Origin of the sequence: Pedobacter segetis (assembly GCF_016623585.1) — a bacterium.
Classification (GTDB): domain Bacteria; phylum Bacteroidota; class Bacteroidia; order Sphingobacteriales; family Sphingobacteriaceae; genus Pseudopedobacter; species Pseudopedobacter segetis.
The window spans coordinates 244,368-268,808 of the sequence record NZ_JAEHFY010000001.1 but is presented as its reverse complement, the minus strand read 5'-3'; the positions used below and the strand labels follow the sequence as shown (position 1 = coordinate 268,808).

The following is a 24,441-nucleotide window of genomic DNA, read 5'->3' as shown; positions in this document are numbered from 1 at the left end:
AGCTCTTTTTAATGATTTTTCTTCATTAAAAAAGCGAGTGCGGACGACCCGACTATCGGGAGTTTTGAGCATGGGTTTTGCTTTTCTAAAAATTTTTACCGCCTTGGTACTGGAATTTAGGTTTTGGCAAGGTATTGGCTTATTTAGGTTTATAACAAAAAATTTAATCATCATGGAGAAATCAACAAAATCAAAAATAACTTTGGGCTTAATATTAGGCGTTGCTGCCGGTGCGGCGGTGTATTATTTTATGACCAACGAGAACGGAAAGCAACAATTTAGCGATATACTTGATGCCGTAAAGGATTTTAGCGATAAAGCTAAAGAAACGGCCTTGGACCAATCTTCTAAATTAGTGAGCCAAGCCACAGAAGCATCTTCAAAAATTATGAGTAAAGCCTCAGAAATATCTTCTCAGTTAGCAGAAACGGCCAAAAAACAAGCAGAAAGGGTAAGCTAGTTGCTTTTGCCTATTAGATCTAATACAATTACAGAACTGTGATCGAAGCCTAGCGTACTGCCGGGCTTTATTTTTACCAGTTTTTTGAGATAAACATCTAAAATACCTTGTAAAACTTTCTTTCTGTTTTCTCGATAATCATCTGTAGCGGTAAATTTATAAACAAAGATATTCCCTTTTTGATCTACAATAGCAGATATGGTATGAACAAAATCTTTGTATGCGGGATTTATATTTACTTCGTATTCTGGGTATAGATAATCGTAAGAAGCGGTTTTGTTCTCTAAATCACTAACTACAGAAACTTTTTTTATGCTGATGATTTTACTCTTAGAAACGAATTGTACGGGGTGTGTGGCTGCAAAGAATTTGGTGCTATCGTAAATATTTGTGTTGATAAGCCTTGCTCTTTCTTGCACATAAATACTGTCGGTTTTTCTGGGTTTTCTTAATTCATTAACGGTGGTTTTTAGTTTTTTGATGTACGCTTCTGAGTAAAATTTCATAAAAACCTCTGAACGGACATCGTTTGCAATGCGTTTTGCGTTAACCTCTAGGCGCTGCAACAGCAAACTATCTTTACTGATGCTTTTTACCCTAAACCATTCTCTGGCAAAATTATAAACGCCTTCATGACTAAAAATTAAATCGAAATTTAGCATCTTATTGATGGTTGGGCTATATGCCTGTACGGTTGTGTCTGATAAAAAGCGTATTTCCCATTCTGGTTTTTGTTGGAAACCTATTTCGTTAAATGCGATACCGTTGGCGAAAGTTCGCCTTACTTCATAGTATTTTATGTTCTTGATCTGCTCAAACTGGAATTTTCTGTCTTTTGGGTTTTGCTTTGGGTTTTTTTGGTTGCAGGCAACCAAAGCCAGCAAGGCATAAACAAAGAGAAACTGTTTTTTAAAAAGCATTCTTGCAAAAAGTTAATTCATCATTTTTAAAAGTTCATCAACGTATTTACGCTCATTTGCTAAACGTGGTACTTTATGCTGCCCGCCAAGTTTTCCTTTAGCTTTTAACCAATCGTAAAATAAATGTTGAGGTGCGATGTGAACTTTTGGCCGTTTTAACGCCATATCTTTAAAGCGTTTGGCATCATAATCTGAGTTTACCTCACGTAAAGTATTATCCAAAATATCAACAAAACGTTCAAATTCTTTGGGTTTTTTTTCAAACTCAATGATCCATTCATGTGCGCCGGGTTCTTGTTTGTCAAAATAAATTGGGCAAGCTGTATAATCTTTTATTTGTGCCCCTGTATCGGCGCAAGCCTTATTTAAAGCTTTTTCTGCATTATCTATAATTACTTCTTCACCAAAAGCATTGATAAAATGTTTTGTGCGGCCTGTTATCCTTAAACGATAAGGAGATTTTGAGGTAAACTTTACGGTATCGCCGATCATATAACGCCATAGGCCTGCATTGGTAGAGATAACGATTGCATAGTTTTTTTCCAGTTCTACTTCGCCCAAAGAAACCGTGATGGGAAATTCTTTGTCAAATTCTTCCATTGGGATAAATTCATAATAAATCCCATAATCTAGCATCAATAACAGATCAGGGGAATCGCTTTGATCTTGTATGCCGAAAAACCCCTCAGAAGCATTGTAAGTTTCGAGATAGTACATGTCTTCTTTTGGCGCAAGGCGATTGAACTGTTCGCGGTAAGGTTCAAAGTTTACCGCCCCATGAACGTAAAGCTCTAAGTTGGGCCAAACTTCTAAAAGATTTTTTTTGCCTGTTATTTCTAAGATCCGTTTTGCCAAAACGATGGTCCATGTTGGCACACCTGCAATATTGGTTACGTTTTCTTGGATGGTGGCATGTGCCATCTTCTCGATTTTCTCTTCATAATTATCCATCAAAGCGATAGACATATCTGGAGTGCGCAACATTTCTGCCCAAAAAGGCAGGTTTTTGATGATTACGGCAGAAAGATCGCCGTAAAAGGAATCGGGACTTAGCTGGTTTATTTGATGGCTGCCCCCCAACACCAAACTTTTGCCGGTAAACATTTTGGCGTCTGGCCTATTGTTGCAATAAATGGCCAACATATCTTTACCGCCTTTAAAATGGCACTCTTCTAAAGACTCTTGGCTAACTGGGATAAATTTGCTGCGATCGCTGGTTGTGCCTGATGATTTTGCAAACCATTTGATCTCTGAGGGCCAAAGCAAATTTTGCTCGCCCTTAAGCATGCGCTCTATGTAGGGCTTAAGCGATTCGTAGTTTTGTACAGGGATTCTTTCTTTAAATTGGTTGGCATTTTCTATGGAACGGTAATCATACCTTTTACCCCATTCTGATCCAATTGCATCGTTTATTAAACAACCAAACCATTCTTCTTGCACTTCTTCTGGATATTTCATAAAAAGTGCGATCTGGTGCATCCGCTTTTTCATGTACCAGTTTAAGAAGGAGTTTACGATGGTCATTTGTTTTTAATCAATAGTTTTTTTAGACATTGGTTTATTGGTGTTTGCGTGGCTTGCTATTAGTTTATCAGTCATCGGTTCATTAATAATTATGTTAAATTTTAGTTATTTATAGTTTAATGTTTCCCCCAAACTATACCTAATGAACTAATGATCAATGACCAATGAACGCTTTTATAAAACCTAAAACCTCTTGATCTTTAACTCAAAATGCTGGCCTAGGTAAAACTTTCTGGCCATTTCGTCATCAGCAATTTCTTGTGGGGTGCCCGTTAACATAATGTTTCCTTCTGCCAAAAGATAAGCCCTATCTGTAATGGAAAGTGTTTCGTTAACGTTGTGATCTGTAATCAATATCCCGATATTTCTATGTTTTAAACGGGCAACGATCATTTGTATTTCTTCTACCGCAATTGGATCTACGCCGGCAAAAGGTTCGTCTAGTAAAATAAAACTAGGGTCTGCTGCCAAAGCCCGGGCTATTTCTGTTCTTCTTCTCTCGCCGCCCGAAAGAAGATCGCCCCTGTTCTTTCTCACTTTGTTTAGGCTAAACTCGTCTATTAAGGTCTCTAATTTATCTTTTTGTTCTTCGTTAGAGAGCTTTGACATTTCCAAAACAGCCATAATGTTGTCTTCTACGCTCAATTTTCTAAAAACCGAGGCTTCTTGTGCTAAATAACCGATTCCTTTTTGCGCCCTTTTATACATCGGAAATTCTGTGATTTCCTCATCATCTAAGAAAACCTTGCCTTCGTTTGGACGTATCAAACCTACGATCATATAAAAAGAAGTTGTTTTCCCCGCACCGTTCGGGCCCAAAAGACCAACAATCTCTCCTTGGTTAACATGGAAAGAAACATTGTTTACAACAACCCTTTGTTTATATTTTTTTATGAGGTTTTCTGCTTTTAAAATCATCTGATTAATATGTTTTAATGCCTTTGATGTTTAATTGTATGGTTTTTTTTTCTTTATAGATGTTTTGATCAATTGTATAACAAATATCAAAGGGCTTGCCCATATTTACCTCTTCTAAGTATTGGCCCAAACCAAATGCGATGGTATTAAAAATTGGGCTATTGGGTTGTTTAACCGTCATTTTTAAATGGTTATTACCAACAATGTTGCCGTAACCGTACGAAGATACATTTCTGCTCATAAAAATAGGCGACATATTTTGAGGGCCAAAAGGCGAAAACTGCTGCAATATCCTAAAAAACTTTGCATCAATATCTGCTAAAAGTATTTCATCTTCGATCAATAATTCTTGGGTCAGCAAATCATCTGTAATTGTGGCGCAAACAACCTCTTCAAATCTTTTGATAAAAGCAGGGACATTTTCTGTTTTCATGGTTAAACCTGCCGCATATTTGTGGCCGCCAAATTGTTCTAATAAATCGCTACATTCACACAATGCCTCATAAAGATCATATCCTAAAACAGATCTTGCCGAGCCTGCAACATAACCGTTAGATTGTGTTAAAACAACGGTTGGGCGGTAATATTTCTCTGTTAAACGGGAGGCAACAATGCCAATAACGCCTTTATGCCAACTTTGATGATATACCACCGTAGATTTCATAGATTCCATTTCTGGGGAATTTAATATCATGCCCAAAGCTTGTTCTGTAATGTTTACATCAAAATCACGGCGTTCGTCATTTTTTAGGTTAACGATGAAACCTGCATCTTCTGCGCTTTCAACAGAATCTGCAATCAGTAATTTTACGGCGTTCTTGGCATCATCTATCCTACCGGCGGCATTAATTCTTGGGCCAATAGAAAATACAATATCGGTAATGGTAAAATCATCCTTTTTGCCAGACAATTCTTTTAACGCCTTAAATCCTTTGCAAGGGTTTTCATTCAGTTTTCGCAATCCATAATACGCCAAAACTCGGTTTTCGCCGGTAATTGGCACAATATCAGACGCGATGCTTACCACTACTAAATCCAAATATTTCTCTATCTCGCTAAAACCGATGTTGTTCTTATCGGCGTAAGCCTGAATTAATTTAAACCCCAAGCCACAGCCAGAAAGTTCTTTATAAGGATAATCACAGTCTTTTCTCTTTGGGTCTAAAACCGCGACGGCGGAGGGCAGCTCATCTCCTGGTAAATGATGATCGCAAATGATAAAATCTATCCCTTTTTCTTTTGCATAATCCACCTTATCAACAGATTTTATGCCACAATCTAGGGCAATAATCAAGGTTATGGCATTATCTGATGCGTAATCTATGCCTTGTGTAGAAATCCCGTAGCCTTCTTTGTATCTATCGGGGATATAATAATCTATCTGTGGATGTAGGTTTTTGAAAAAACTATAAGTAAGCGCAACAGAAGTGGTTCCATCAACATCATAATCCCCATAAATCAAAATATTTTCTTTGTTTTTGATGGCTTTTTCAATCCGGGTGATTGCCCCTGGCATATCTTTCATCAAAAAAGGATCATGAAGATGGAGGATGTTTGGCCTGAAAAAGTTTTTAGCCTCATTAAAAGATTCTAACCCTCTTCTTATCATCATCCCTGCTAAAATTTTACTTACTTTTAATTCTTTTGATAGTTTTTCTACCTTTTGTGCATCTGCTTTTTCCTGCTTCACCCACCTTTTTTCCATATATTTGCTTTAAATCACCCGTAAATATACATTTTAAAAGATTTGTTGGTACAAGCATCGCCATAGAAATTTTACGGATTTATCTATTATAATTTTATCGATTTGAAAGTTACCGCTTTACATGAAGGCTCTTATTCTGTAGATGTCTCTAAAAAATTTATTCCTTTTGATCCCCTTGTTGATAAAGCGAGCGATAGGCCGGCTTCTCTTTTCATTTTTATACAGCCTTTTTTGGTCGAAACAAAAGAAGATTTGATTTTATTGGATACCGGGTTGGGCTATAATGATGAGAAAGGGGCATCTATTTTACATCAAAATATAATAAATGCGGGTTATCAACCTAGTGATGTAACCAAGGTTTTAATGTCTCATTTACATTATGACCATAGCGGAGGGATGGTTTTGGATAAGGGCGGCAAACTAGAAGTGAGTTTTGCCAATGCCGAATACTATATACAAAGGGGCGAATGGGAAACCGCATACAGCAAGAAGTCAACATCGTATAAAACAGAGATTTTTGATGTTTTGCAAAGATCTGGGCAAATTCATTTTTTAGAGGGCGATGGGAAAATTAATGATTGGATCGGCTATGAGGTAACCGGTGGCCATACACAATTTCATCAGGTTTTTTTGATCCAAGAAGATGGAGAGCAGGTGTTTTTTGGTGCCGACATTGCTCCGGAACCAGAGCAATTACAGCGCAAATTTATTGCAAAATATGACCTTGACGGAAGAAAGGCGATGGAATTGAGGACAGAATATGGGGAAAAAGCAATATTAAATAATTGGATCTGTTTGTTTTACCACGCCAAAGCAAAGGCAATCTCAAAAGTGTTGAAAAAAGGGGATGCCATTTTTATTGAAGAGGTTAAGGGTTGATTTTTAACTCGCTAAATAAATCTTTTATTTTTTCTACCGTTAAAGGTTTAGAGATAAATTTATTTACCACCGGATAAACAGAAGCCTTTTCAATATCTTCGTTATATACCGAAGATGAAAGCATGTATATGGATGCCTTTTTCTTTAATGGAGAGTCTAATTGATCATAGAGCGCCAAAAATTCCCACCCGTTCATTACCGGCATATTAATATCCAAAAAAATAATATCGGGGAAATTTGCTTCATCGTTTAGTTTGGCTTTGATGTAATTAATCCCTTCTAAGCCGTTAAGACAGGTATTTACAACCGTATGTTCCTGTACTTTCCCAATAAGTTTTGCTGCAATGAAATTGTTGATCTCATCATCATCTATGATTAATATTTGTGTAATATTTTGCTCCATGTGTTTGCTTTTTTACGTTAAAACAGCCAATAAGGTTTCCAATCGATCATAAATTAAAACAACAAAGATAAAGCCCTCTAAATGTGATAGAAGCGATAAAGATAAGCAGTAAAAATGTTAAAAATTGCAATAAAATCGATTGTTACAAGGTAAAGGAACGTGGATTTTTTAAATTTCTTACAATTAAGGTGCTTTTGTTACAAAATGTTGGGTTTTTAAATTTTTAATAAAAAACGATAACTTAGACCCCTCATTAATTACACGGAAATTATGAAAACGTCTTTCGATTTTGACAAACCAATTGCAGATTTACAATCTCAGGTAGAAAAAGTGCAACAGGTTGCAGAGAAAACAAAAGTAGATATGTCTGCCACATTAAAAGAATTGGAAGAGAAAATAGAAAACGCCAAAAACGATATATATACCAATTTAAGCGGTTGGCAACAAGTGCAGATCTCTCGCCACCCAGAACGCCCTTACACTTTAGAGTATATAGAAACCATTTGTGATGATTTTATTGAAATGCATGGAGATAGAACCGTAAAAGACGATAAAGCAATTGTTGGGGGCTTTGGTTCTATAAACGGCGAGACGGTAATGTTCATTGGCCATCAAAAAGGGGTAAATACCAAGCTTAGACAATATAGAAATTTTGGGATGGCCAACCCAGAAGGCTACAGAAAAGCCTTGAGGTTAATGAAATTGGCAGAAAAGTTTAACAAGCCCGTGGTTACTTTTATTGATACGCCGGGCGCTTACCCAGGTTTAGAAGCAGAAGAAAGGGGCCAAGGAGAAGCAATAGCGAAAAACCTGATGGAAATGTCTGTTTTAAGGGTTCCTATCATTTGTATGGTTGTTGGCGAGGGCGCAAGCGGGGGCGCTTTGGGAATTGGCATTGGAGACCGCGTTTATATGTTAGAACATACTTGGTATTCTGTAATCTCGCCAGAATCTTGCTCATCCATTTTATGGAGGAGTTGGGATTTTAAAGAAAAGGCGGCAGAATGTTTAAAGCTCACCGCTGATAATATGTATGCTAATGGATTAATCGATGGCATTATCAAAGAACCACTTGGCGGGGCACATCAAGACCCTAAAATGATGGCAGATACCATCAAAGAAAAAATAATTGCAGATTTAAAAGAATTGAAAGCCAAAAATATTGATCAATTGATTACCGAGAGAATAGATAAGTTTTGTGCCATGGGTGTGGTTGTGGAAGAATAAAATCCGTTTTTTTCTAAAATTTTAAACCCAACTAAAAAATATATGTTTTTTCTGGGGTTATGCAATGAGTCAACTTTACATCAAACGAGTTAACATCATCAATTTTTTGGATAGGCGCAAAGAGCGAAAGACCAATCTTTAGCGATGAAGATTTACAATTGGCTAAAAACTTATCGTAATAGCCAGCGCCGTAACCAACCCTATTGCCAGACAGATCAAAAGCCAATAAAGGTATCAGTACCACCTCAATTTCATCCAAATTACATTGCTTCCCATATAATGGCTCTGGTATTTGATATTTATTTTTGATCAAAACGGTATGCTCGTGATCAAAAACTATTGGGATAATCTGTTTTTTCTCTATATCGGTTTTGTTTACCACAATTTTTAGATAGGGAAGCGCTTCTTTAAAATAAGCCAAAATTTGATAGGTATCTACTTCTTTTCTCTCTGTAATGGGTAAAAAAAGGTGAACACAGCCAAAATCCTCCCATCCAAACTTTTTAAATTCCTCAAAAAAATCGTCATTTAAAGCCCAGTATTGCCCCCGGGTTAATGCAATCCTTTTTGTAATCATTTCCTTTCTTATTTCTTTTTTCTCCAAAACCTATCTAATTTAAAGTTTTTGATGTTTTAATTCCCCAAATATAGAAAACGCATAAAATACAAACGGCCTTAATTTCAACTAAGAAATTAAGACCGCTCTATCAACCTAAACCTAAACTTATGAAAAAACTCTTTAATCCTTAAACGTAAATATGTTTGTTGTTTAAGGGAGCGCAAAGGTGCTATTATTTTCTGATAAAACAAATAGCTATTAAAAAATATTTTAATCCTTTTTGAAAGGTAAGGATTATTTCAATAAGAGCCTTTAAAAATGCTCTAAACAGATATTTGTAACCAAATTGTTATGCTAGCATTGTTTAGTTTGCTGTGTAAAGGATGAATTAATGAAAATTTAATTACTAGAAAACACAACTAAAACGTCTAAAAGTGGGGGTTGTTGTACCATATTTTGATAAAGAAAGATTATCTAATTAAAAAACCCTTTGTGATTTTTAATTATTGAAGAAGCGGCCTACTTTTCTTTTACCTCCTCATAATCCACAAAATCTCCCGCATTATCTAATTTTGGTTTCTTTTTAGCCGCAGGAGGAACAAAATCAACAGAAATGGTACCTTCTGGTTTTTGAGATTTTTGATAAGTATTTTGCGAATAACCAGTTTGTTGGTTATTCATTTTTTGGTGCATATTGTTTACCACTTTTTTGAACAAAAAAGGTAAGAATATGCGGGCCAAGGCCCTCACCAAATATAAAACGCAAATTGCGATAATTAAAAAACGTAATAATCCCATTTGTATGCAAATATAATTCTTTAACGCAATTTGACTATAATTCTTGCGTAATGTTACTGTCCAAGCTTCTCTTCCATCATTTTTTCTAGCGCAAACATCTCGTCACGCAGTTTGGCGGCCTGTAAAAAATTCATGTCTTTGGCAGCGGCAAGCATCTCTTTTCTGGTGTTTTCTAAAGATTTTTGAAGTTGGGGCTTGCTCATATACTGCACAATAGGATCAGCGGCCAAAGTTGCTTCAGCCGTATCATCTTGATAGATTTTTTGGACCCCTCCTTTAAAATCCATCACAGATGTTTGCTCTATGATCTCTTCTTTGCTTTTACCAACGGTGCGAGGTGTAATGCCATGCTCTTCGTTATATTTTATCTGCTTTTCTCTTCTTCTATCTGTCTCCTCTATGGTAATACGCATAGAATCGGTAATTTTATCTGCATACATAATTACCCTTCCCCTATCGTTTCTGGCGGCCCTGCCAATGGTTTGTATCAAAGATCTTTCAGAGCGCAAAAAGCCTTCTTTATCTGCATCTAAAATGGCCACCAATGAAACCTCTGGCAGATCCAACCCTTCCCTCAATAAGTTTATCCCAATTAAAACATCAAAGGCCCCTAACCGTAGATCGCGTAAAATTTCTACACGCTCTAAGGTTTTTACCTCAGAGTGGATGTACCTTACCTTAATATTTAACCGAGCCATATATTTTGCCAGCTCTTCTGCCATTCTTTTGGTAAGCGTAGTAACTAAAATTCTATCGCCCATTTTAATGGTCTTGTCAATCTCGTCCAAAAGATCGTCAACCTGGTTTCCCACCGGCCGAATATCGATTACAGGATCTAATAAACCGGTTGGGCGGATAACTTGCTCTACAAAAACACCTTCTGTTTTTTCTAGCTCATAATCGCCGGGAGTGGCGCTTACATAAATAGTTTGTGGTGCTAAACTTTCAAACTCGTTAAAATTTAAAGGCCTGTTATCTAAAGCTGCAGGCAAGCGGAAACCATATTCTACCAAAGAAAGCTTTCTTGATCTATCGCCGCCGTACATTGCCCTAATTTGAGGAACGGTTACATGGCTTTCATCGATAACCATCAGATAATCATCAGGGAAATAATCTAGCAAACAGAAAGGCCTTGCCCCGGGCTTTCTCCCATCAAAATAACGGGAGTAGTTCTCTATACCAGAACAATAGCCCAGTTCACGCATCATTTCCATATCAAAATTTGTACGTTCTTCTAGTCGTTTGGCTTCCAAAAAGCGGCTTTCGCTTTCAAATTGTGCTTTACGATCTACCATGTCTTCGCCAATTTGGTGCATTACGCTGGTAAAACGATCCCTTGGTGTTACAAACAGATTGGCAGGGAAAACCGCCACTTGATCCATTTTTTCTATCGTTTTTCCTGTTGCGGGATCAATTACGCTCATTTCCTCAATATCATCCCCAAAAAAAGAAATACGATACGCAAGGTCCAAATAAGCGGGGTAAATATCAACGGTATCGCCTTTTACCCTAAAGGTCCCTCGTTTAAAATCGGCCGTGGTTCTAGAGTATAAAATTTCTACCAAACGGTGTAAAAAAGCATTCCTGCTGATCCTTGTCCCTACGCCAAACCTAAAAACAGAGTTGGAAAAATCCTCGGGATTGCCCATACCATAAATGCAAGAAATGGATGAGACCACGATCACATCACGCCGGCCGCTCATTAAAGAAGACGTGGTGCGTAACCTTAATTTCTCGATCTCTTCATTGATCTGAAGGTCTTTTTCTATATATGTATTTGTAGTTGGCAGAAACGCTTCTGGCTGATAATAATCATAATAAGAAACAAAGTAATTAACAGAATTTTCTGGGAAAAACTGTTTGAACTCGCCATAAAGTTGCGCCGCCAAGGTTTTGTTGTGGCTTAAAATTAAGGTAGGCTTTTGTGTTTGTTCTATCACGTTAGCCACGGTAAAGGTTTTACCAGATCCGGTAACGCCCAATAAAGTCTGATAGTTTTCTCCAGACTGCACCCCCTCTACCAATTGTTTAATGGCCGTTGGCTGATCGCCCGTTGGTTGATATTCAGAAGAGATTTTAAAGTCCATAGTCAAATATAACAAAGATTTAAAGCTTGGGTTTGTTTGTTAATTTTAATAATCCCTGTGAAAGAACAACAATTATATGGGCGTTCCCTAAGCTTCGCAAAGGTCGGGCTATTCGTTACAATCTTTTTTTATCAATCTCCTGCTCTGCCCCAGCATGACAAAAAAAAGGATTTTCACTACTATCCCTAACGTAAAAAAGAAAAATAATTCTTTATCTCCACTAAAAATCTATGTGAGCACCAATTAAACAAAAAAAGGGAATCTGTCCTTTCAGACAAATTCCCCTCGTCAAACCTTATACATGAACATCTAATGCTCAATACCATTAACTAAAATAAATACGTTTTGGTTTAGTGGTTTGGATATATAATCGCATTTTTACTTTTCCATGGCTTTATTGATCTACATCTCTAGTTTAAACAACCGCATAGAATATATTTTTCAGCACATCTTCGAAAATATTTTAGGCATCAGCATTGCTTTTACTAAAAATGAGACGCAGTTTAACCAATTTACGGGGCCTAAAATCTCTTACTGCAACCATGATATTGGCGGTTTTTTAAACTATAGGCAGCATCCTTTTATTTTAGAACAAAATATTAAAGAACAACATTTGGCTTTCGCCGATTACCGATCTTATAAAATACCTTTTAAAACCCCCAATTCTGTTTTCCCGTTTGATGTTTTTGCTGCCTCTTTTTATTTACTGAGCCGTTATGAAGAATATATCCATAAAGAAAGGGATGAGCATGGTCGTTTTGAAGGCAAATCTTCTTTAGCGTATCAGCATGGGTTTTTAAAACACCCGGTTATTGATGAGTGGGCGTATGAAATTGTTGCACAGATCAGAAAACATTACCCCGATTTTATGGCGCAAGAAAGGAAATTCTTGTTGCGGCCCACTTTAGATATTGACCGCCCATATTATTATTTAAACGATCCTTACCTTAAACAAAAAGTAAAAAAGATCAAATATCAGCTGAAAAGCGATCCCTTTGATATTTATTACCAAGTAGCAAATTGGGACCAAAAATATGGGTTAAAAACTGTTTACTTTTTTCTGCTGGGCAACCAACATGAAAACGATACGGCACCATCAACAGAGAACCAGCTTTTTAGAAAGCTGATCAAAGATATATCAGAGAATCACCCGGTTGGGATCCACCCATCTTATTATGCACACCTAAAAGACGCTGAGGTTAAAAGGGAAAGAAACCTGATCATCAAAATATCCCAAAGAAAAATTAGCATTAGCAGGCAGCACTATTTGCTTTTAAGTTTACCAAAAACATACAGAGATTTAATTTCTGCTGGTATAAAAGAAGATTATACCATGGCCTACGCCGATGTTACCGGCTTTAGGGCAGGCACTTGTACCCCTTTTTTTTGGTACGATCTAGAAAAAGAGCAAGCTTTTGATTTATTGCTGCATCCTACAACGGCAATGGACCAGACCTTAAGAAGGTATATGGGGCTTACGCCCGATGAAGCTTTAAAAGAGATAAAAGAATTGATGCAAAACGTAAAAAATGTAAATGGAGATTTCATCAGTCTTTGGCATAACGAGTCTATTGGAGATTTTGCCCATTGGAAAGGTTGGCAAACCGTTTATGTTGAAATGTTGGAAATGGGGAGCGGGAACTGATCAAAAAACATTTCATAAAATGAGAGAGGGATTTCAAAACCTCAAAAAATCATTTTAAAGTAACAATATGGTGCGGCTTATTCTTTGGATAAATAATTGTTGAGACAACATAGACGATTACACTTGTTTAAATAATTATAAAACAAAACCACATGCAAAATTTAAAGGATAAAGTTGCCTTAATTACAGGCGCAAGTAAAGGAATTGGCTATGGCATTGCCCAAGCACTGTTAAAATTAGGGGTAAAAGTTGCCATAACCAGCAGATCGCAAGAAAGCGCAGATGAAGCAGCTAAAAAGTTAGGCGGAGAAGTTTTGGCCTTGGCATCTGATGTTAAAAGCGCAAAATCTCAGCAAGAAGCGGTTGATGAAACCATCAAAAAATTTGGTTCGATAGATTTTTTGATCGCTAATGCCGGCGTTGGCCATTTTGCCCCGATTGATGAAATGGATGAAAACGATTGGCATAATGTGATTGACACTAATTTAACAGGGGTTTTTTTAAGTGTAAAAGCGGCACTCCCTGCATTAAAAAAATCTAAGGGCTATATTATTACCATTTCTAGCTTGGCCGGAACAAATTTCTTTGCCGGCGGGAGCGCATACAATGCAAGTAAGTTTGGGTTAACAGGCTTTAGCCAATCTATCATGTTAGATTTAAGAAACCATGGGGTTAAAGTTAGCACAATTATGCCCGGCTCTGTTGCCACTCATTTTAACGATCATGAACCAGATAAAAACAAAGATGCGTGGAAAATACAGCCAGAGGATATTGGGCAAATGGTGTGTGATCTGTTAAACATGAACCCTAGAACACTGCCAAGTAAAATTGAAGTTAGGCCAACCAAAACCTCTAATTAATATTATTTTTTTGGTTTAACGCATTATAAAGCCGCACAAACAAACAATTGGTTTTTATTTGTGCGGTTCTTTTCCATCTAAAAATTAGATTCGCCTTTTTAACCAAAATAACAGTTTTCCAAGATTTTTAGAGCAATCGATTTTCTTAAACCCTGGGGTTTTTAATACAGCAAAGTCTTCATTTTGTGATTTTTGACGAAGCAAACATCCACTAATGGCATTATTTTGGTACGTCATTAGTTTTTATAACCATCCGCATCGTGAATAAAAAAACCGCTGTTTTAAATACTTTATGTTTCACAAATTTAGATGTTCGCACTCTAAATGCTTTTCAAACAAATAAAGGGTTTATAAAATTACCTATGTATAAAAACATAGAAAATGTTTAAGCCCGTGATGGATATATCCATTTTTAACCCTCAATCAGAATCTGGTTGGCGGCTATACCATTTGGATATTTATTTTATAATCGCGTCTTCTTTTATCCTATTATTGGTAATTGGCCTGTTAATTTATATTGCTTTAAAATTTAGGGCAAAACCCAATGATGCCGAACCAAAGCAGATAAAAAACAATAAATTGATAGAGGCTTTGATGATAGGGATTCCCTTTATAATGGTATCTTTTTTCTTTTATCTCACGATAAAAACCATGAAAGAAACAGAGCCCATAACCCATAATGAAACACCAACGGTAGAAATAAACGGACGGCAATGGTGGTGGCAAGTGAGCTATCCTGGCACTTCTGTGGTAACGGCAAACGAAATTCATTTACCAGCAAATAAAAAAGTGCTATTAAAACTAACCGCTTCAGACGTTATCCATGATTGGTGGGTACCTTCTTTTGGGCCAAAGATGGATATGATCCCCGGGTTAGTAAATTACCTTTGGTTAAAGATTGATAAACCAGGGATTTACGAAGGTGCTTGTAGCGAATTTTGCGGGAAGCAACATTCTAAAATGAGAATTAGGGTAATTGCCCAAACACAAGAAAATTATCAAAAATGGCTTACCGAAAATGCTAAAACAGCAAATATAGCCATAGATTCTAGCCTGATAAAAGGTGCTGCGATTTTCCAAAAAGCAAGCTGTGCGGGTTGCCATCAAATAAGGGGAACAATGGCAAATGGAAATGTTGGGCCAGATCTTACACATTTGGCAAGCAGGCAAACCATTTTATCCGGTACGGTAAAAAACACAACAGAAAATCTTTATCGCTTTATCGATAATCCAAATAAAATAAAGCCCGGTGTTAACATGCCCCGCTTTTTCTTACAACAAGATAGTTTAAAAGCACTAGTTACTTATTTGCATAGCTTAAAATAATGGAAACCGTTAACGTACCAGAACCAGAAGAAAGCCTTCCAAGCACCAGCATCAGCAATGATCAAGGTCTTTTGCAGTGGATCAGTACGGTTGATCACAAACAGATTGGGATTTTATACCTATTAATGTCGGTTTTGTTTCTGCTCTTAGGAGGAGTTGCCGCTTTACTCATCCGGGTTCAACTATCGGTGCCAAACAACAATTTTTTAAGCCCAGAGATGTATAACCAGCTTTTTACCATGCATGGCACCACAATGGTGTTTTTGGTAATGACACCTGCTATTTTGGGCTTCTCGGTCTATTTTGTGCCCTTGATGATCGGTGCAAATGATTTGGCTTTCCCAAGAATGAACGCTTTTAGCTTATGGATTGGCTTATTTGGCGGAATGTTGCTCTATTTTAGCTTTTTAGCTGGTGGCGCACCCGATGCCGGTTGGTTCAATTACGCTCCGCTGAACCAAAGGGCATATTCCCAAAGTTCTGGGATAGATTATTACTGTATCGGTTTGTTATTGGTTGGGATAGGCACTGTTGGCACATCAATCAATCTGATCGTTACCATTATTTATTATCGGGCAAAAGGTATGAGCTTGAGAAAACTCCCTGTTTTTGTTTGGATGATCTTGATCAACTCTTTTTTGATTGTTGCCGCATTCCCGCCTTTAAACGCCGCATTAAGTATGCTTTTGTTAGATAGGCAACTACAAACCCATTTTTTTAATAACACTAGCGGTGGCTCGCCAATTGTTTGGCAGCATTTGTTTTGGAGCTTTGGGCATCCCGAGGTTTATATTTTAATACTACCTTCTTTTGGGATATTGTCCGAGGTTTTTCAGGTTTATTCTCGCAAACCTATTTTTGGCTATAGTTTTATTGTAGGATCGGGTATTGCCATTGCTTTATTGGCATTTGGTGTTTGGGTACATCATATGTTTGCCGTTGGTTTAGGGCTAACGGTTTACAGTTATTTTGCTGCAAGCAGTATGCTTATTGGTGTGCCAACGGGCGTTAAGGTTTTTAATTGGTTGGGCACCATGTGGGGCGGTTCTTTAAGGTTTACCACTTCAATGCTTTTTGCAATGGCTTTTTTGGTAGAGTTTACCATTGGCGGCCTAAGCGGCGTTGCTTTTGCCATTGTGCCCATAGATTGGCAATTAACCGATAGCTATTTTGTAGTGGCCCATTTACATTATGTTTTTGTGGGCGGCAGTTTGTTTGGCCTTATGGCGGGCTTGTTTTATTGGTACCCGAAAATGAGCGGGAAAATGATAAGTGAGAAATTAGGAAAATGGTTCTTTTGGCTATTCGTCATCGGTTTTAACATGACATTTTTTATCCAACATATTTTAGGGATAAAAGGGATGCCCCGTAGGGTTTACACCTACCCTGATCTGCCGGGTTACACATGGATGAATATGCTTTCTACCATTGGTGGATTTTTGATGAGCCTTTCCTTTTTGCTACTGTTTTACATCCTCCATAAAAGCTATAAAATCGGGAAACCAGCCGGCAACGATCCTTGGGACGCTTATACTCTAGAATGGACCGTATCCTCACCGCCAAAAATCAGGAATTTTACAGAATTACCACCCATATATTCTTACCGAGCTTTTAGGGATTTGAAAGAGAACGCCAAAAACAACAAACATGGAAAATAAATTGATGATGCGTTTGGTAATTGCTACTGAAGCGATATTATTTATATCCTTGATGATTACCTATGTTTATTTTGATTTAAGCGTGGGATTTACCAAACAATCCATTAATTATCTCGATATTAAAAGCACCGGGATTTTTTCTGTTTTGCTTTTTTCTAGCAGTTTTACTTTGGTACAAGCAGAAAAAAATTATAGCGAAGGCAAGATAAAAAAATTAAAAATTTGGCTTTTTGCAACCATTGTATTAGGCAGCGTTTTTCTTTTTGGGCAAGCAAAAGAGTATTTCAAATTATTGAATAATCACTTTAATATCAGCTTAGATGTTTTTAGCACCAATTTTTTTACGTTAACGGGTTTTCACGCTTTCCATGTCATCATCGGGTTAATATTGTTGATCATTGTTTTTATTTTAACCCTTGCGGGCGATTTTGACCGACCCAATTCTACCGCTTTGAGCAGTATCGGGATGTATTGGCATTTTGTAGATATCGTTTGGATCTTGGTGTTTACATTGGTTTATGTTTTACCTTATTTATTAAAATAGCTATGGAAACCATATTTTCACAATGGAAATTTAACCTCGGCGCAAGCCTACTCTTTATATTATTAATTACTTTTTACTTTTATCTTACCAAAGGAAAACTAAAAATGGGGGCTGCTTTTTATTTTTTTGGCTGCTTTTTAATGCTGGTTTTAAGTTTATCGCCACTGCATTTTATTGGGATGCACTATTTATTAAGTGCTTATATGGTAATGCACATTTTGCTGCTTTTAATTTGTGGGCCTTTCATTTTGATGGGTATCCCGAAAGAAACGCCCAATACATCTATCAAAAAAACCTCCGTATTCTTTTTTAATTACCCATGGATGGGCTGGTTGGCAGGTATTGGTTTAATGTGGTTTTGGCACATTCCAAAAATATTTGATGCCGCTTTTCCAAAAAGCCAAAGTTTATTCGGCTTTTATCCACTGGCGTTTTTACACATGTTAACCTTACTTTTGGCGGGTATATTTTTCGCTTGGCCCATTTTAGGCCCACATAAAGAATTAAGGGCGCATCCTTTGGTTGGCCTGGTTTATCTAGCTTCTGCCTGTGTGGGTTGTTCAATATTGGGCTTATTTCTCACATTTGCCCCCCCTACGCTGTACCATCATTATTTTATGGCAGATACTTTTGGCTTTGCTTCTACCATTAAACATAATTGGGGAATTGATAGGGCAATGGATCAACAAATGGCAGGTTTAATGATGTGGGTGCCTTGCTGTTTTATTTACTTGAGCGGCTGCATGATGCTGTTTTTTAAATACATCAACGCCAAAGAAAAACCTATCGTTATAGAAAATAACAAGTTGGAAAGGAGATATTCATGAAAGAACATCATGATCAAATAGAAATTGAAAAAGGCAATTTTGCAAAGCCTAAGAAATTACCAAAACCTACATATTGGCCATTTTTCTTTGCTTTGGGCTTAACCTTTTTAATGTGGGGAATTGTAACCAGCTGGCTAATATCTATTGCGGGTTTTGTAGTATTGGTATATTCTTTATTTATGTGGATTAATATTTTAAGAAATGAAGCAAGAGAAAGAAATTAGCGAATCTAGGCGCAACTTTTTAATGAAATTTAGTTTAGGATTAGGAGGAATTGCCGCATTGTTAGCGGGTATCCCAATTTTAGGAGCTTTATTTCAGCCGCTCATTAAAAAAGGAGAACAAAAATGGCGTGTGGTTGGTAAACTTACAGACTTTGCCAAAGGAGAAACCCAATTAATAAAATTTAGAAATGCAGAGGAAGATGCCTGGGCGGGAGTTAGTGCAAAATCAGCAGGTTGGCTGCGCCATAAAGAAAACGGAGAGTTTGAATGCTTTTCTGCCAACTGTACGCATCTGGGTTGCCCAGTAAGGTGGGAAAAAGATGCGGAGCTTTTTATGTGCCCATGCCATGGCGGGGTTTATTATAAAGATGGTACCGTAGCCGCCGGTCCGCCTCCAAAAAGCTTAACCCAATATAGTGTGAGGGTAAATAAAGGTAATGTAGAAGTTAAAACCGCCCCTATCCCACTAACTAAAATCACCGCATAATATGGGCTTTTTTAAAAAAATATGGAATTGGATTGATGATCGCTCTGGTATTTCAGAAACAATTATGCCTTTGGCGAAGCATTTAGTGCCGCCTGCTAGCAAATGGAGTTATGTGTTTGGGAGCGCAACCTTGTTCTGTTTCATATTACAGGTTGCTACCGGCATAGGGTTAAGCTTATTGTACCAGCCTTCTTCACAAAATGCTTATCATTCTTTAGAATATATTACCAACCAAGCGTTCTTAGGTAACGTTTTGCGTGGCATACACTATTTTGGTGCTTCTGGGATGATACTTTTTGTGGGTATCCACATGATCAGGGTTTATATTACCGCATCTTATAAATTCCCGAGGGAGATGAATTGGATAAGCGGGGTTATCCTTTTGTTTTTAACCATTGCCATGGGATTTACCGGCCAACTTTTGCGATGGGACGCTAACGGTGTTTGGTCTTCTGTGGTTGCCGCAGAACAGTTGAGCAGGGTTCCTATTATTGGAACATACATTGCCGATGTTCTTTTGGGAGGACAAGCGATTGGAGAACATACTTTAAATCGGTTTTTCTCTTACCATGTTTTTATCATTCCCGCAATGATGTTTATTTTGGTTGGTTTTCATTTATTCTTGGTTTTTAGAAACGGTATTTCTGAGCCACCAAAACCTGGCAGGTTGGTAGATCCTAAAACTTACAGAAAATGGTACCAACATTTATTGGCTAAAAAAGGTGTTCCATTTTGGCCAAATGCCGCATGGCGAGATGCGCTTTTTGGTGCAGTTGTAGTAATCTGTATTGTGGGCTTGGCCATATTTTTTGGCGCACCAAAATTAACACAACCGCCAGACCCATCTATTATCACCACCACACCATCACCAGATTGGTACATGATTCCTATTTTTGCCCTTTTTGCTTTAATGCCCCCGAAAATAGAATCGTATATAATTGTGATTGGCCCTTTAGTTACTATTTTCGCATTGCTTGCTTTACCCTTTTTATCAAACAGCGGGGAACGTAGCCCGTTGAGAAGGCCTTGGGCTGTTTTTGGGACATTCTTGGTTTTGATCTTCGTTTTTTCGCTCCTGTACATTGGTTTAAAAGCACCTTGGTCGCCAAAGTTTGATACTAAACCCATTTACAAGCAAATAAAAACCAACAACCCCGATATGGAAAAAGGAATGGTTTTGTTTTATAAAAAAGGTTGCCAATATTGCCATCAAATAAAAGGGCATGGCGGGATGAAGGGCCCAGATCTAACATTGATCGGTAGAACATGGGATAAAAACCAGCTTAAAGTACAAATCATCAATGGCAATAAAAATATGCCCGCTTATGGTTCCATTTTAACCAAAGATGAGTTAAACCAATTGGTAAATTATTTGGCGGCATTGCGTTGATGGTAACGGTAAACCCCTAAGATTTAAGGAAGGGGATGATCAAAATTTTGTTTTAAATGGTTAATAATGATTTGTACGTTTTATTACTTTAATTCAAACGCTACCAAATGATGGGTATCCCTTTTTTACACAATCCTTCATCGGTGGCTTCGGTTCAGCTAGTGGCAATAAAGCCCCGGTAATAAAAAAAAATCAGATTTTATCACTAACCCAAAAAATCAAGAAAAAGAAAAATCAATGAAAATATTATTAGTGGCCGCTACTTACCAAGAAATAGAGCCTTTTATAAAAAAGTATGCTCCAAAATTTAATACCGATGAATTGATAGAAATTGATAATCATCAAATAAAAATTATGATTACTGGGGTGGGAATGGTTTCAACGGCCTATGCTTTGGGTAAAATTTTGGCATTAGAAACCTTTGATTTAGCTTTAAACGTTGGTATTGCCGGCAGTTTTTACAGAAACATAAAACTAGGGCAGCTGGTAGAGGTTAGGGAAGATATTTTATCAGAACTGGGCGCAGAAGACGATGAGGAATTTATTTCTTTAGAAGAACTAGAAATGGGAAATGTAGAATTTAGGGCATCAGAAAAAATAATCTTAAGAGAGGGTTTTAGAAAAGTAACCGCAATTACCGTAAACACCGTTCACGGCAATGAAGATAGCATTGTACAGATAAGGGAAAGGGTAAACCCAACCATAGAAACCATGGAAGGCGCAGCGTTTTTCTATGCCTGCGAAGAAGCACAAGTAGAGGCTTTACAGATAAGATCAATATCAAATTACGTAGAAAAGAGAAATCGTGAAAACTGGAACTTGGGTTTAGCTGTTAAAAACTTAAATGATTGGCTGATCAACAGCTTAAAATATATTTGAAATGAAGCTTTCCTTAGGTTTTTCTCCTTGCCCAAACGATACATTTATTTTCGATGCGCTCATCCACAATAAAATAGATACGCAAGGCCTAGCGTTTGAAGTTGTTTTTGATGATGTAGAAACGCTCAACCAAAAAGCATTTGGTGCCGTTTTAGACATTACAAAACTAAGCTACCATGCCTATGCTTATTGCACTAATAATTATGTGCTTTTAGATGCCGGTAGTGCCTTGGGTTTTGGCGTTGGCCCAATGCTGATCTGTAAAACAGACCAAGACCTAAGCGATCCAAATTTAAAAGTTGGGATTCCCGGCAAGTTTACCACTGCAAATTTTCTGTTGGGCTTGGCCTATCCCCATCTAAAAAATAAGGTAGAAATGGTTTTTTCTGATATTGAACAAATGCTGATTGATGGGGAAATAGATTTGGGTTTGATCATCCATGAAAATAGGTTTACCTACCAAGATAAAGGCTTAAAAAAAGTGAAAGACCTAGGGCAATTTTGGGAAGAAAAAAATAATTGCGCCATTCCCTTGGGGGGTATCGTAATTAAAAGGGACTTACCTTTAGCCATTAAAAAAACGGTAAACCAGCTGATCAGGGAATCTGTAGAATATGCTTTTGCCAATCCAAAATCGGCCTTGCCATTTATAAAATCCCATGCACAAGAAATGGAAGAAAGCGTAATGTACAAACACATAGATCTATATGTTAACAAATATTCCATTGGCTTAGGTGCCGATGGTAAAAAAGCAGTGGAAACTTTGTTTGATCAAGCCCAAGAAAACAGCATTATCCCCCAAGTAAATAAAAATTTGTTTCTCTAAATAATTAGATGGCATTATTTGTGAGGAAAAAATAGAGATCAAAATTATTTATTGATAATAGATAAATTAGCTTTTAAATTTTACACAAAACATTAAAAATCATGAAATTAAAATTTTCTTACCCTTTAGTTTTTTCTGGCTTAATTGCCTTAGCAAGCCTAGGCGCTTGTAACCAGAATACCAAAACCGCCGATAGCAACGCTGATAGCACCATTAACAAAAAAATGAGCATTGCACCATTGGCCGAAGCCGATGATTTCCCTACGGCCAAATTAACGGTTAAAGATGTATCAACTGAAATGGTGGGTACAGATTCTGCCAAAATGATGATCAATTTTGATGTGGCCAATTACGAACTTACTAAACAGACCATGGATATGAATTCTGGTGAGTGCGCTAATTCTGATAAAGGCCAGCACATCCATTTTATTATGGACAATAAGCCCTACCAAGCTCTGTACAAACCAGAAAACACGGTTACCCTACCTTTAAATTCTGAACATTATTTATTGTGTTTCCTTTCCCGATCTTATCATTTATCGGTTAAATCTCCCAACGCCGCTGTGCTGGTTCATTTTAAAATTGATGAAAAGGGAAATTATGTAAAATTAGAAGAATCTAAGGCCCCGATGCTATTTTACAGCAGACCTAAAGGAGAATATGCCGGTAAAGACACCCAAAATTTATTGTTAGATTTTTATGTTAAAAATGCAACTTTAGCCTCTGATGGCTATAAAGTTAAAGTTGATGTTGGGGATACCACTTTTACAGTTGATAAATGGCAACCATATTTTATCAAAAACGCACCAATGGGCGAGTTAAAATTAAAGATTCAATTACAAGATGCTAACGGAAAAGATGTTAGCGGAGACAATACAATGGTAGAAAGAACCGTTACCTTAAAACAGTAACGGTTAGAGTTCGCTAAAAAAGCCTCGCAAAGACCTAGGTCTTTGTGAGGCTTTTTTGTTAGGATATTAAAATTTTCACAATTCTTTATTTCCCCCCCCTAATGCAATGCTATAGATGTATTGTTATAATAATACTTCCTGTCTTATTTAAGTTTTTTGCTGTTTTTCTTAAATAATAAATTCCTTATTTAAGTTTTTTGCTGTTTTTCTTAAATAAGGTTATCTTTATTTAAGTTTTCTAAATAAAATGAACAATTATAAATCAGGCGAGTACCTTAATCAAGGTTATTACAAAAGCTTTCAGCCAAGCGAAATCAATAGGAGTTGGCAATTGGATAATATGGAAATTATTCAGATGTTGAGCAAAGCGGATAGGCAATTGGGTAGGTTGGATATGTATTCTAATTATGTAAACATCGATTTATATATCAGGATGCATATTGCCAAAGAAGCTACGCAATCATCAAAAATAGAAGGAACTCAAACCAATATGGAGGAAGCTTTTTTGAGGAAAGAAGAAATAGGAATAGAAAAGAGAGACGATTGGGAAGAGGTACAAAACTATATCAGCGCCATGAATGAGGCAGTAAAATTGCTTCACTCTTTACCTTTTTCTTCTCGCTTAATTAAACAAACACACAAAATATTATTGCAGGGTGTAAGGGGAAAAAATAAATTGCCTGGAGAATATAGAAGCAGTCAAAATTGGATTGGTGGGGCAACGTTAAATGATGCGGCTTTTGTACCCCCGGTGCATACTTCCATTAATGATTTAATGTCGGATTTAGAAAAGTTTGCAAATGACGAGATTAATCCCTTACCAGATTTAATCAAGATTGCCATCATACATTATCAATTTGAAACCATACACCCTTTTTTAGATGGTAATGGGAGGGTTGGGCGTTTATTGATAACGCTTTATTTGGTTAATAAAAGACTTTTAAAACAGCCCATCTTATACTTGTCAGATTTTTTTGAAAACCACAGACAACTATATTATGATAACCTGATGCAAGCTAGAACTAATAATAACATCAATCAATGGCTAAAATTTTTCTTAACGGGCGTTATAGAAACCGCAAAAAAAGGAGTGGCCACCTTTGATGGAATTTTACAGCTACAAAAACAGCTAGAGTCTAAAGTGCAAACATTACGCAATAGAAGTGGTGATGCAAAAATCATCATCGATTATCTTTATACACAACCTATTATCGATATTTCTAAGGTAGAAGTGCTGATAGGAAAATCTAACGTAACATCTTACAAGCTAATTAGTGATTTAGAAAAATTAGAAATACTCACAGAAATCTCTGGTGCGCAAAGAAATAGGCTTTTTGTTTTTAAAGATTATTTAGCCTTATTTAAAACAGATCAATCTTAAGCC

Annotated in this window: 24 protein-coding genes; 16 read left to right on the top strand and 8 right to left on the bottom strand. The window is 37.0% G+C overall.

Going from position 1 to position 24,441, the window contains the following annotated elements; genetic code table 11:
- Window positions 1–172 precede the first annotated feature (172 nt).
- On the top strand, window positions 173–460 hold the full coding sequence (locus I5M32_RS01175; protein ID WP_200584145.1) for a YtxH domain-containing protein: 288 nt from the start codon (window positions 173–175) through the stop codon (window positions 458–460).
- On the opposite strand, the gene I5M32_RS01170 is transcribed toward I5M32_RS01175, so the two are convergent.
- The 4 genes from I5M32_RS01170 to recJ form a co-directional block, all read right to left on the bottom strand.
- On the bottom strand, window positions 457–1,380 hold the full coding sequence (locus tag I5M32_RS01170) for a hypothetical protein (protein ID WP_200584143.1): 924 nt from the start codon (window positions 1,378–1,380) through the stop codon (window positions 457–459). The two genes, I5M32_RS01175 and I5M32_RS01170, sit on opposite strands and share 4 nt — an antisense overlap.
- A 12-nt stretch (window positions 1,381–1,392) precedes the next feature.
- On the bottom strand, window positions 1,393–2,904 hold the full coding sequence (locus tag I5M32_RS01165) for a GH3 auxin-responsive promoter family protein (RefSeq protein ID WP_200584140.1): 1,512 nt from the start codon (window positions 2,902–2,904) through the stop codon (window positions 1,393–1,395).
- Between the two features lie 183 nt (window positions 2,905–3,087).
- Window positions 3,088–3,822 carry an LPS export ABC transporter ATP-binding protein gene (lptB, locus tag I5M32_RS01160; protein ID WP_200584137.1) on the bottom strand — a complete coding sequence of 245 codons (735 nt, stop codon included), beginning with the start codon at window positions 3,820–3,822 and terminating at the stop codon, window positions 3,088–3,090.
- Between the two features lie 4 nt (window positions 3,823–3,826).
- Window positions 3,827–5,527: a single-stranded-DNA-specific exonuclease RecJ gene (gene recJ / locus I5M32_RS01155; RefSeq protein WP_200584134.1), complete on the bottom strand. Its 1,701-nt coding sequence runs from the start codon at window positions 5,525–5,527 to the stop codon at window positions 3,827–3,829.
- Between the two features lie 102 nt (window positions 5,528–5,629).
- Between recJ and I5M32_RS01150 the strand changes: the two genes are divergently transcribed.
- The gene (locus tag I5M32_RS01150) at window positions 5,630–6,406 is read left to right on the top strand and encodes an MBL fold metallo-hydrolase (RefSeq protein WP_200584131.1); all 777 of its coding nucleotides are present in this window, start codon (window positions 5,630–5,632) and stop codon (window positions 6,404–6,406) included.
- Here the strand turns inward: I5M32_RS01150 and I5M32_RS01145 are convergent.
- Window positions 6,396–6,809 carry a response regulator gene (locus I5M32_RS01145; protein WP_200584128.1) on the bottom strand — a complete coding sequence of 138 codons (414 nt, stop codon included), beginning with the start codon at window positions 6,807–6,809 and terminating at the stop codon, window positions 6,396–6,398. The genes I5M32_RS01150 and I5M32_RS01145 overlap by 11 nt on opposite strands.
- 270 nt (window positions 6,810–7,079) lie before the next feature.
- On the opposite strand from I5M32_RS01145, the gene I5M32_RS01140 reads away from it, so the two are divergent.
- Window positions 7,080–8,036, top strand: coding sequence for an acetyl-CoA carboxylase carboxyltransferase subunit alpha (locus I5M32_RS01140; protein ID WP_200584125.1), 957 nt, complete (start codon window positions 7,080–7,082; stop codon window positions 8,034–8,036).
- A 31-nt stretch (window positions 8,037–8,067) separates the two neighbouring features.
- Here the strand turns inward: I5M32_RS01140 and I5M32_RS01135 are convergent, their stop codons facing one another.
- From I5M32_RS01135 to uvrB, 3 genes are all read right to left on the bottom strand, one after another.
- Window positions 8,068–8,640, bottom strand: coding sequence for a 5-formyltetrahydrofolate cyclo-ligase (locus I5M32_RS01135; protein ID WP_234461823.1), 573 nt, complete (start codon window positions 8,638–8,640; stop codon window positions 8,068–8,070).
- Window positions 8,641–9,114: 474 nt separating this feature from the next.
- Window positions 9,115–9,393 (bottom strand): DUF4834 family protein, encoded by a 279-nt coding sequence (locus I5M32_RS01130; RefSeq protein WP_200584123.1) that lies wholly within the window; start codon window positions 9,391–9,393, stop codon window positions 9,115–9,117.
- Window positions 9,394–9,446: 53 nt separating this feature from the next.
- Window positions 9,447–11,480 carry an excinuclease ABC subunit UvrB gene (gene uvrB, locus I5M32_RS01125; protein WP_317193082.1) on the bottom strand — a complete coding sequence of 678 codons (2,034 nt, stop codon included), beginning with the start codon at window positions 11,478–11,480 and terminating at the stop codon, window positions 9,447–9,449.
- A 388-nt stretch (window positions 11,481–11,868) separates the two neighbouring features.
- Here uvrB and I5M32_RS01120 point away from each other — a divergent pair, with 388 nt between their 5' ends.
- The 13 genes from I5M32_RS01120 to I5M32_RS01060 all read left to right on the top strand — a co-directional run bounded on the left by I5M32_RS01120 (window position 11,869) and on the right by I5M32_RS01060 (window position 24,438).
- Complete coding sequence (locus I5M32_RS01120) at window positions 11,869–13,125, top strand: polysaccharide deacetylase family protein (protein ID WP_200584121.1); 1,257 nt, start codon at window positions 11,869–11,871, stop codon at window positions 13,123–13,125.
- A 152-nt stretch (window positions 13,126–13,277) separates the two neighbouring features.
- The gene (locus I5M32_RS01115) at window positions 13,278–13,985 is read left to right on the top strand and encodes an SDR family oxidoreductase (protein WP_200584119.1); all 708 of its coding nucleotides are present in this window, start codon (window positions 13,278–13,280) and stop codon (window positions 13,983–13,985) included.
- Between the two features lie 381 nt (window positions 13,986–14,366).
- Entirely contained in the window at window positions 14,367–15,311 is a 945-nt protein-coding gene (coxB, locus tag I5M32_RS01110) for a cytochrome c oxidase subunit II (RefSeq protein WP_200584117.1), read from the top strand.
- Window positions 15,311–16,969: a cytochrome c oxidase subunit I gene (ctaD, locus tag I5M32_RS01105; protein ID WP_200584115.1), complete on the top strand. Its 1,659-nt coding sequence runs from the start codon at window positions 15,311–15,313 to the stop codon at window positions 16,967–16,969. The genes coxB and ctaD overlap by 1 nt, the downstream gene beginning before the upstream one ends.
- Complete coding sequence (locus I5M32_RS01100) at window positions 16,959–17,513, top strand: cytochrome c oxidase subunit 3 (RefSeq protein WP_200584112.1); 555 nt, start codon at window positions 16,959–16,961, stop codon at window positions 17,511–17,513. The genes ctaD and I5M32_RS01100 overlap by 11 nt, the downstream gene beginning before the upstream one ends.
- A gap of 2 nt (window positions 17,514–17,515) precedes the next feature.
- Complete coding sequence (locus I5M32_RS01095; RefSeq protein WP_200584109.1) at window positions 17,516–18,340, top strand: cytochrome c oxidase assembly protein; 825 nt, start codon at window positions 17,516–17,518, stop codon at window positions 18,338–18,340.
- The gene (locus tag I5M32_RS01090) at window positions 18,337–18,564 is read left to right on the top strand and encodes a hypothetical protein (protein ID WP_200584106.1); all 228 of its coding nucleotides are present in this window, start codon (window positions 18,337–18,339) and stop codon (window positions 18,562–18,564) included. Before I5M32_RS01095 ends, I5M32_RS01090 begins: the two co-directional genes overlap by 4 nt.
- Complete coding sequence (locus tag I5M32_RS01085) at window positions 18,542–19,051, top strand: QcrA and Rieske domain-containing protein (protein ID WP_200584103.1); 510 nt, start codon at window positions 18,542–18,544, stop codon at window positions 19,049–19,051. The genes I5M32_RS01090 and I5M32_RS01085 overlap by 23 nt, the downstream gene beginning before the upstream one ends.
- Window position 19,052: 1 nt before the next feature.
- Window positions 19,053–20,441: a cytochrome b N-terminal domain-containing protein gene (locus I5M32_RS01080; RefSeq protein ID WP_200584101.1), complete on the top strand. Its 1,389-nt coding sequence runs from the start codon at window positions 19,053–19,055 to the stop codon at window positions 20,439–20,441.
- A gap of 237 nt (window positions 20,442–20,678) precedes the next feature.
- Complete coding sequence (gene mqnB, locus I5M32_RS01075) at window positions 20,679–21,320, top strand: futalosine hydrolase (protein ID WP_200584097.1); 642 nt, start codon at window positions 20,679–20,681, stop codon at window positions 21,318–21,320.
- A gap of 1 nt (window position 21,321) precedes the next feature.
- Entirely contained in the window at window positions 21,322–22,146 is an 825-nt protein-coding gene (locus I5M32_RS01070) for a menaquinone biosynthesis family protein (RefSeq protein ID WP_200584094.1), read from the top strand.
- 101 nt (window positions 22,147–22,247) lie between these two features.
- Window positions 22,248–23,057 carry a hypothetical protein gene (locus tag I5M32_RS01065; RefSeq protein WP_200584091.1) on the top strand — a complete coding sequence of 270 codons (810 nt, stop codon included), beginning with the start codon at window positions 22,248–22,250 and terminating at the stop codon, window positions 23,055–23,057.
- A gap of 247 nt (window positions 23,058–23,304) precedes the next feature.
- The gene (locus tag I5M32_RS01060; protein WP_200584088.1) at window positions 23,305–24,438 is read left to right on the top strand and encodes a Fic family protein; all 1,134 of its coding nucleotides are present in this window, start codon (window positions 23,305–23,307) and stop codon (window positions 24,436–24,438) included.
- The last annotated feature ends 3 nt before the right edge of the window (window positions 24,439–24,441 follow it).

Bases quoted from the DNA above. Each gene is read 5' to 3' on its own strand.
- I5M32_RS01175 (WP_200584145.1), top strand. From the start codon at position 173: ATGGAGAAATCAACAAAATCAAAAATAACTTTGGGCTTAATATTAGGC.
- I5M32_RS01170 (WP_200584143.1), bottom strand. From the start codon at position 1,380: ATGCTTTTTAAAAAACAGTTTCTCTTTGTTTATGCCTTGCTGGCTTTG.
- I5M32_RS01165 (WP_200584140.1), bottom strand. From the start codon at position 2,904: ATGACCATCGTAAACTCCTTCTTAAACTGGTACATGAAAAAGCGGATG.
- lptB (WP_200584137.1), bottom strand. From the start codon at position 3,822: ATGATTTTAAAAGCAGAAAACCTCATAAAAAAATATAAACAAAGGGTT.
- recJ (WP_200584134.1), bottom strand. From the start codon at position 5,527: ATGGAAAAAAGGTGGGTGAAGCAGGAAAAAGCAGATGCACAAAAGGTA.
- I5M32_RS01145 (WP_200584128.1), bottom strand. From the start codon at position 6,809: ATGGAGCAAAATATTACACAAATATTAATCATAGATGATGATGAGATC.
- I5M32_RS01140 (WP_200584125.1), top strand. From the start codon at position 7,080: ATGAAAACGTCTTTCGATTTTGACAAACCAATTGCAGATTTACAATCT.
- I5M32_RS01130 (WP_200584123.1), bottom strand. From the start codon at position 9,393: ATGGGATTATTACGTTTTTTAATTATCGCAATTTGCGTTTTATATTTG.
- uvrB (WP_317193082.1), bottom strand. From the start codon at position 11,480: ATGGACTTTAAAATCTCTTCTGAATATCAACCAACGGGCGATCAGCCA.
- I5M32_RS01120 (WP_200584121.1), top strand. From the start codon at position 11,869: ATGGCTTTATTGATCTACATCTCTAGTTTAAACAACCGCATAGAATAT.
- I5M32_RS01115 (WP_200584119.1), top strand. From the start codon at position 13,278: ATGCAAAATTTAAAGGATAAAGTTGCCTTAATTACAGGCGCAAGTAAA.
- coxB (WP_200584117.1), top strand. From the start codon at position 14,367: ATGTTTAAGCCCGTGATGGATATATCCATTTTTAACCCTCAATCAGAA.
- ctaD (WP_200584115.1), top strand. From the start codon at position 15,311: ATGGAAACCGTTAACGTACCAGAACCAGAAGAAAGCCTTCCAAGCACC.
- I5M32_RS01100 (WP_200584112.1), top strand. From the start codon at position 16,959: ATGGAAAATAAATTGATGATGCGTTTGGTAATTGCTACTGAAGCGATA.
- I5M32_RS01095 (WP_200584109.1), top strand. From the start codon at position 17,516: ATGGAAACCATATTTTCACAATGGAAATTTAACCTCGGCGCAAGCCTA.
- I5M32_RS01090 (WP_200584106.1), top strand. From the start codon at position 18,337: ATGAAAGAACATCATGATCAAATAGAAATTGAAAAAGGCAATTTTGCA.
- I5M32_RS01085 (WP_200584103.1), top strand. From the start codon at position 18,542: ATGAAGCAAGAGAAAGAAATTAGCGAATCTAGGCGCAACTTTTTAATG.
- I5M32_RS01080 (WP_200584101.1), top strand. From the start codon at position 19,053: ATGGGCTTTTTTAAAAAAATATGGAATTGGATTGATGATCGCTCTGGT.
- mqnB (WP_200584097.1), top strand. From the start codon at position 20,679: ATGAAAATATTATTAGTGGCCGCTACTTACCAAGAAATAGAGCCTTTT.
- I5M32_RS01070 (WP_200584094.1), top strand. From the start codon at position 21,322: ATGAAGCTTTCCTTAGGTTTTTCTCCTTGCCCAAACGATACATTTATT.
- I5M32_RS01065 (WP_200584091.1), top strand. From the start codon at position 22,248: ATGAAATTAAAATTTTCTTACCCTTTAGTTTTTTCTGGCTTAATTGCC.
- I5M32_RS01060 (WP_200584088.1), top strand. From the start codon at position 23,305: ATGAACAATTATAAATCAGGCGAGTACCTTAATCAAGGTTATTACAAA.